Genomic DNA, 6,514 nt, shown 5'->3' on the forward strand with positions numbered 1-6,514 from the left:
ATGAGTCATGTGTTGGACGACCTGGTCGACCTGTTGAGCCTCGAGTCCATCGAGGAGAACCTGTTCCGTGGACGCAGCCAGGACCTGGGCTTCCGCCAGTTGTACGGCGGGCAAGTGCTGGGCCAGTCATTGTCGGCGGCGAGCCAGACGGTTGAAGATGCGCGCCATGTGCATTCGCTGCACGGTTACTTTCTGCGCCCTGGCGACGCCAGTTTGCCGGTGGTCTATTCGGTGGACCGCGTGCGTGACGGCGGCAGCTTCAGCACCCGGCGGGTGACGGCAATCCAGAAGGGCCACACCATCTTCACCTGCAGCGCGTCGTTCCAGTACGACGAAGAGGGCTTCGAGCACCAGGCGCAGATGCCCGATGTGGTCGGCCCGGAAAACCTGCCCAGCGAAGTCGAACTGGCCAGTGCCATGGCCGAGCACCTGCCAGAGCGCATCCGCGACAAAGTGCTGTGCGCCAAGCCGATCGAGATCCGCCCGGTGACCGAGCGTGATCCGTTCAACCCCAAGCCCGGCGACCCGATTAAGTACGCCTGGTTCCGTGCCGACGGCAACCTGCCGGACGTGCCTGCGCTGCACAAGTACCTGCTGGCTTACGCTTCGGACTTCGGCCTGCTGACCACCGCCTTGCTGCCCCATGGCAAATCGGTGTGGCAGCGCGACATGCAGATCGCCAGCCTCGATCATTCGCTGTGGTTCCATGGCAACCTGCGCGCCGACGAGTGGTTGCTGTACGCCACCGACAGCCCGTGGGCCGGCAATGCCCGCGGCTTCTGCCGTGGCAGCATCTTCAACCAGGCCGGGCAACTGGTGGCGTCGTCGAGCCAGGAAGGCCTGATTCGCCATCGCAAGGACTGGGCATGAGCCTGGGCGAGGTACGCAACTGGGTGTTCGACATGGACGGCACCCTGACCGTGGCGGTGCATGACTTTGCGGCGATTCGCGAAGCGCTGGAGATACCGCCTGAAGACGACATCCTGACCCACCTGGCCGCCTTGCCGGCGGCGCAAGCGGCGGCCAAGCACGCCTGGCTGCTGGAGCATGAGCGCGACCTGGCGCTGGCGTCGACGGCCGCGACGGGGGCGGTGGAGCTGGTGCGCGAACTGGCCGTGCGTGGCTGCCGGCTGGCGATCCTGACCCGCAATGCCCGGGAGTTGGCGCATGTCACCCTGGAGGCCATCGGCCTGGCCGACTGCTTCCCGGTGGAGCATGTGCTTGGCCGTGATGAGGCCGAACCCAAGCCTAGCCCGGATGGCCTGCTGAAGATTGCAGAGGCGTGGGGTGTGGCGCCGAGCGAACTGGTGATGGTGGGTGACTATCGCTTTGACCTGGATTGTGGGCGTGCGGCCGGGGCGCGTACCGTATTGGTCAACTTGCCGGATAACCCATGGCCGCATCTGGTGGATTGGCATGCGGCGGATTGCCGAGCGTTGCGCGCGATGCTTGGCTGATTTTTTGTTGGCCGTGCGGGCCTCTTCGCGGGTAAACCCGCTCCCACACGGGAGGAGGCAGCCTGCAGTGGCTATGCTGAACCGCAGTTTTTCCCTGAATGGAGACCCAGCCATGAGCAGCAAGGCCATCTACGTCCAACCTGGCGGCGGCTACGACAAAGTCCAGGTCGGCACCTGCGAGGCGCCTGCGCCACAGGCCGGCGAAATCACTGTGCGTCTGCACGCCAGTTCCCTCAACTACCACGACTTCGCCGTGGTCAGCGGCATGTGGGGGCCGAGCGAGCGGCGTATCCCCATGGCCGACGGTGCCGGCGAAGTCACGGCAGTGGGGCCGGGTGTCAGCGAGTTCCAGGTGGGCGACAACGTCGTCAGCACTTTCTTCCCGGACTGGCTCGACGGCCAGGCCAATGTCGAAGGGTTTGCCCGGGTGCCGGGCGATGGCCTCGACGGCTACGCCCGTGAACAGGTCACTGCCCGCGCCACGGCCTTCACCCTGGCGCCCAAGGGCTACAGCCACGCCGAGGCAGCCACGCTGACCACCGCAGGGCTGACGGCCTGGCGTGCCTTGATGAGCGATGACCACCTCAAGCCCGGCGATACCGTGCTGGTGCAGGGCACGGGCGGGGTGTCGATCTTCGCCTTGCAGTTTGCCAAGCTGGCGGGTGCCACGGTGATCGCGACCTCGTCCAGCGATGCCAAACTCGAGCGCCTCAAGGCCCTCGGCGCCGACCACCTGATCAACTACAAAAGCACCCCGGCCTGGGGTGAGAAGGTGCGTGAGCTGACCCACAACCGCGGGGTCGACCATGTGATCGAAGTGGGCGGGCCGGCGACCCTGGAGCAGTCGATGATTGCCACGCGCATCGGCGGGCATGTGTCGTTGATCGGCATTCTCACCGGGGTAGCGGGGCAGTTGCCGTTGGTTCAGGCACTGGTGCGGCAAATCCGCCTGCAGGGCGTGCTGGTCGGCAGCCGTGCACAGCAGCAGGCGATGGTGCGGGCGATCGATGCCAATGGCCTGCGGCCGGTGGTGGACAAGCACTTCGAACTGGAGCAGATCGTCGATGCGTTCCGCTACCAGGAGAGCAACCGGCATTTCGGCAAGATCTGCCTGACCTGGTAATCGCACCTGTGAGTCCGATTGCCTTGTCCGGCCTCATCGCTGGCAAGCCAGCTCCCACAGGTGCGGCGCTAGCCTTGGAGGCTACACGGGGCGGGTGGGAGCGGGCTTGCCCGCGAATGGGCCGCATCGCGGCCCCTAGTCAGGCAACAATCGATCGCGGCTGTTGGACAGGTGCAGGCACATCGCCGCCCGTGCCGCATCCGGGTCCTGGCGGCGGATGGCATTGAGTATCGCCTCATGTTCCAGGTTGGCCAGGTACGCATGCCTGGCCAGCTTGGCGCCGGCGCGTGCGGCCAGGGCCATGCGGTTGCGGGGGATCAAGCCGCTGCCGAGCTGGGCCATCATTTCGCTGAAATACAGGTTGCCGGTGGCCTCGGCGATCAGCAGGTGAAAGCGCCGGTCGGCCTCTATGCAGCTGTCGCCAGCGGCCGCCAAGTCTTGATAGTCGTCCAGCGCCTGGCGCATGCGTGCCACGTGCCCGTCGTCGCGGCGCACTGCGGCGAGGGCGGCGGCCTGGCCTTCCAGGCCGATGCGCAGTTCCAGCAGGTCGCGCACGCTGGCGGCGTTTTCGGCGCCAACGCGCAGCCCCGCCTGGGGCTGGCGCTCTATCACGAAGGTACCGATCCCGTGGCGGGGCTCTACCAGCCCTGAGGCCTGCAGCTTCGACAAGGCTTCGCGCACCACGGTGCGGCTGACCCCATGCTCACGCACCAGGGTGTTTTCCGAGGGCAACTTGTCGCCTGGCTTGAAGGTGCCCAGCAAAATCTGCTGCGTCAGGCTGGAGACCAGGTCGTGGGCGCGGCTGTGGCCGCGCACGCGGGGGTGTGCTGAGTCCATGGTGTGCTCCGTGGTATCGATAGCTTGTACGACAAGTTAAAACACAAAAATATTTTCCGCCTATTTTTCTGATCGAGAAGCCTGCCTCGTGCGCGGTTGTTTTTGAGCGTTCGCAGCAAATCCTCATTTTTAAAGCTTGTATTTTGTACTTTTGTCGACGTTATCGATCTTGTCGTACAACTGCGCGAGGCATATGCTCCACCCCACTGTCATGTCAGACAACCCGCATAAAAACAACTAGTGGGAGATCCGCAAGTGAACGACACCCTCGCTCCGTCTGCCGGGAATGATGGCGACGCTCTGGCCAGTGCCGTGGCCAAGGTCAAGCGCCACGTCCTGCCGCTGTTCGTCATCATGTTCATCGTCAACTACCTCGACCGCGTCAACATCGGCTTCGTCCGCCCGCACCTGGAAAGCGACCTGGGCATCAGCGCCGCTGCCTATGGGTTTGGCGCCGGGCTGTTCTTCATCGGCTACGCATTGTTCGAAGTGCCCTCGAACATGCTCCTACAGCGTGTCGGCGCTCGGCTGTGGCTGACCCGCATCATGTTCACCTGGGGGCTGGTAGCCACGGCCATGGCCTTTGTCCAGACTGAAACCCAGTTCTATGTGCTGCGGTTTTTGTTGGGCGTCGCCGAGGCCGGGTTCTTCCCTGGGGTGATCTACTACTTCACCCGTTGGCTACCCGGCGCCGAGCGCGGCAAGGCGATTGCGATTTTTCTCAGCGGTTCGGCACTGGCGTCGCTGATCTCCGGCCCGCTGGCCGGGGCCTTGATGCAAATCCAAGGCCTTGGCCTGCATGGCTGGCAGTGGATGCTGTTCATCGAAGGCATGGCCTCGGTAACGCTGTGCTTCTTCGTGTTCTTCTGGCTCGACTCCAAGCCGCAGGATGCCAAGTGGCTGAGCCAGGCCGAGCAGGATGCACTTGTGCACACCATCGACCGCGAGCAGCGTGAGCGGGAGGCTGTCGGTAGCGTCAAGACCTCGGCCTGGAGCCTGCTCAAAGACCGCCAGATCGTGCTGTTCTGCCTGATCTACTTCTGCATCCAGCTGACCATTTATGCCGCGACCTTCTGGCTGCCGAGCATCATCAAGCGCATGGGCGACCTCAGCGACCTGCAGGTTGGCTTCTTCAACTCGATCCCCTGGCTGATCTCGATCCTGGCGATGTACGCCTTCGCGTCCGGCTCGGCACGCTGGAAGTTCCAGCAGGCCTGGGTAGCCGCCGCGCTGGTGATCGCCGCCATCGGCATGTTCATGTCCACCACCGGTGGGCCGGTGTTCGCCTTTGTCGCCATCTGTTTTGCCGCCATCGGTTTCAAGTCGGCCTCGTCGCTGTTCTGGCCGATCCCCCAGGGCTACCTGGACGCCCGCATCGCGGCGGCAGTGATTGCCCTGATCAACTCGGTCGGCAACCTCGGCGGTTTCGTGGCCCCCACCACCTTCGGCCTGCTCGAGCAGCAGACCGGCTCGATCCAAGGCGGCTTGTATGGCCTGGCGGTGACGTCGGTGCTGGCAGCCATCGCCGTGTTCTTCGTACGCACTCGCCCCAAGGGCGCTCCTTCCGATGAGCTCAAGGCGCCTTCGGCCCTGGGCCAGACCCACTGATGACTGCGAGATAAAACCATGAACATGCAGACGACTCCCGCCGTTCACACCGCCACCCCCGTGGTCACCGATTTGCGCGTGATCCCGGTGGCTGGCCACGACAGCATGCTGCTCAATCTCAGTGGCGCGCATGGCCCTTACTTCACCCGCAACGTGGTAGTGCTGCGCGACAGCGCGGGCAACACAGGCCTGGGCGAGGTGCCGGGTGGCGAGAACATTCGCCAGACCTTGGAAGATGCCCGCAGCCTGGTCGTAGGCCAGCCCATTGGCCACTACCAGCGCGTGCTCAACGCCATGCGCCAAGCCTTCGCCAACCGCGATGCCGGCGGCCGCGGTCTGCAGACTTTCGACCTGCGCATCACCGTGCACGCAGTGACAGCCATCGAATCTGCATTGCTCGACCTGCTTGGCCAGCACCTGAACGTGCCCATGGCCGCACTGCTCGGCGAAGGGCAGCAGCGCGAGGCGGTGAAGATGCTCGGTTACCTGTTCTACATCGGCGACCGCCAGCAGACCGACTTGGCCTACCGCAGCGAAGCGGAGGCGGACGATGACTGGTTCCGCGTGCGCCACGAGAAGGCCCTGACCCCGGACGCGGTCGTGCGCCTGGCCGAAGCTGCCAGGCAGCGCTATGGCTTCAGTGACTTCAAGCTCAAGGGAGGCGTACTGCGCGGTGAGGAAGAGATGGAGGCAGTGACCGCCCTGGCCGAACGCTTCCCCGATGCGCGCATCACCCTCGACCCGAACGGCGCCTGGTCGCTTAAAGAGGCCATCGCCCTGTGCCGTGACAAGCACGACGTGCTGGCCTATGCCGAAGACCCCTGCGGTGCCGAAAACGGCTACTCGGGCCGCGAGGTGATGGCCGAGTTCCGTCGTGCCACGGGTCTGCCCACCGCCACCAACATGATCGCCACCGACTGGCGGCAGATGGGCCACGCCATCCAGTCGCAGTCGGTGGACATCCCCTTGGCCGACCCGCACTTCTGGACCTTGCAGGGCTCGGTGCGGGTGGCGCAGATGTGCAATGACTGGGGGCTGACCTGGGGCTCGCATTCCAACAACCACTTCGACATCTCCCTGGCCATGTTCACCCAAGTGGCTGCCGCCGCACCGGGTGAAATCACCGCCATCGACACCCACTGGATCTGGCAGGACGGCCAGCGCCTGACGCGTGAGCCGCTGCGTATCGTCGACGGCCATGTGCGCGTGCCAGCGCGCCCAGGGTTGGGTGTGGAGATCGATGAAGACCAGCTGGCCAAGGCGCACGAGTGCTACCGCAACATGGGCCTCGGGGCGCGGGATGACAGCGTGGCGATGCAGTTTCTGATACCGGGCTGGCAGTTCGACAACAAGCGCCCTTGCCTGGTGCGCTGAGCCCTTTCTAGCGCGCTGCCCAAGCGCCCCACACACCCTCTCTGTAGGAGCAGCCTTGTGCTGCGAAGAGGCCGGTGAAAACACAGTAAATCTTTGCTGTGTTCACCGGCCTCTT

General features: G+C 64.5%; 6 protein-coding genes. 5 read left to right on the forward strand and 1 reads right to left on the reverse strand.

Annotated features, from left to right (window positions below; all coding sequences use genetic code 11):
• The 3 genes from tesB (at window position 1) to OO306_RS18435 (ending at window position 2,580) form a co-directional block, all read left to right on the forward strand.
• Window positions 1-870: an acyl-CoA thioesterase II gene (tesB, locus tag OO306_RS18425; RefSeq protein WP_265969549.1), complete on the forward strand. Its 870-nt coding sequence runs from the start codon at window positions 1-3 to the stop codon at window positions 868-870.
• The gene (locus OO306_RS18430; protein WP_265969550.1) at window positions 867-1,457 is read left to right on the forward strand and encodes an HAD family hydrolase; all 591 of its coding nucleotides are present in this window, start codon (window positions 867-869) and stop codon (window positions 1,455-1,457) included. Before tesB ends, OO306_RS18430 begins: the two co-directional genes overlap by 4 nt.
• A 112-nt stretch (window positions 1,458-1,569) precedes the next feature.
• On the forward strand, window positions 1,570-2,580 hold the full coding sequence (locus tag OO306_RS18435) for an NAD(P)-dependent alcohol dehydrogenase (RefSeq protein ID WP_238216621.1): 1,011 nt from the start codon (window positions 1,570-1,572) through the stop codon (window positions 2,578-2,580).
• A gap of 135 nt (window positions 2,581-2,715) precedes the next feature.
• Here the strand turns inward: OO306_RS18435 and OO306_RS18440 are convergent, their stop codons facing one another.
• Window positions 2,716-3,417 carry a FadR/GntR family transcriptional regulator gene (locus tag OO306_RS18440; RefSeq protein ID WP_265969551.1) on the reverse strand — a complete coding sequence of 234 codons (702 nt, stop codon included), beginning with the start codon at window positions 3,415-3,417 and terminating at the stop codon, window positions 2,716-2,718.
• A 255-nt stretch (window positions 3,418-3,672) separates the two neighbouring features.
• Between OO306_RS18440 and OO306_RS18445 the strand changes: the two genes are divergently transcribed.
• Together OO306_RS18445 and gudD are read left to right on the forward strand one after the other, a co-directional pair.
• On the forward strand, window positions 3,673-5,025 hold the full coding sequence (locus OO306_RS18445) for an MFS transporter (protein ID WP_265969552.1): 1,353 nt from the start codon (window positions 3,673-3,675) through the stop codon (window positions 5,023-5,025).
• A gap of 18 nt (window positions 5,026-5,043) precedes the next feature.
• Complete coding sequence (gudD, locus tag OO306_RS18450; RefSeq protein WP_265969553.1) at window positions 5,044-6,399, forward strand: glucarate dehydratase; 1,356 nt, start codon at window positions 5,044-5,046, stop codon at window positions 6,397-6,399.
• Window positions 6,400-6,514: the final 115 nt, after the last annotated feature.

The sequence above is a fragment of the Pseudomonas sp. DCB_AW genome, from assembly GCF_026240895.1.
GTDB lineage: Bacteria > Pseudomonadota > Gammaproteobacteria > Pseudomonadales > Pseudomonadaceae > Aquipseudomonas > Aquipseudomonas kermanshahensis.

What these genes read in the sequence shown, in the direction of transcription:
- tesB (WP_265969549.1), top strand. Translation starts at nt 1, where the DNA reads ATGAGTCATGTGTTGGACGACCTGGTCGACCTGTTGAGCCTCGAGTCC.
- OO306_RS18430 (WP_265969550.1), top strand. Translation starts at nt 867, where the DNA reads ATGAGCCTGGGCGAGGTACGCAACTGGGTGTTCGACATGGACGGCACC.
- OO306_RS18435 (WP_238216621.1), top strand. Translation starts at nt 1,570, where the DNA reads ATGAGCAGCAAGGCCATCTACGTCCAACCTGGCGGCGGCTACGACAAA.
- OO306_RS18440 (WP_265969551.1), bottom strand. Translation starts at nt 3,417, where the DNA reads ATGGACTCAGCACACCCCCGCGTGCGCGGCCACAGCCGCGCCCACGAC.
- gudD (WP_265969553.1), top strand. Translation starts at nt 5,044, where the DNA reads ATGAACATGCAGACGACTCCCGCCGTTCACACCGCCACCCCCGTGGTC.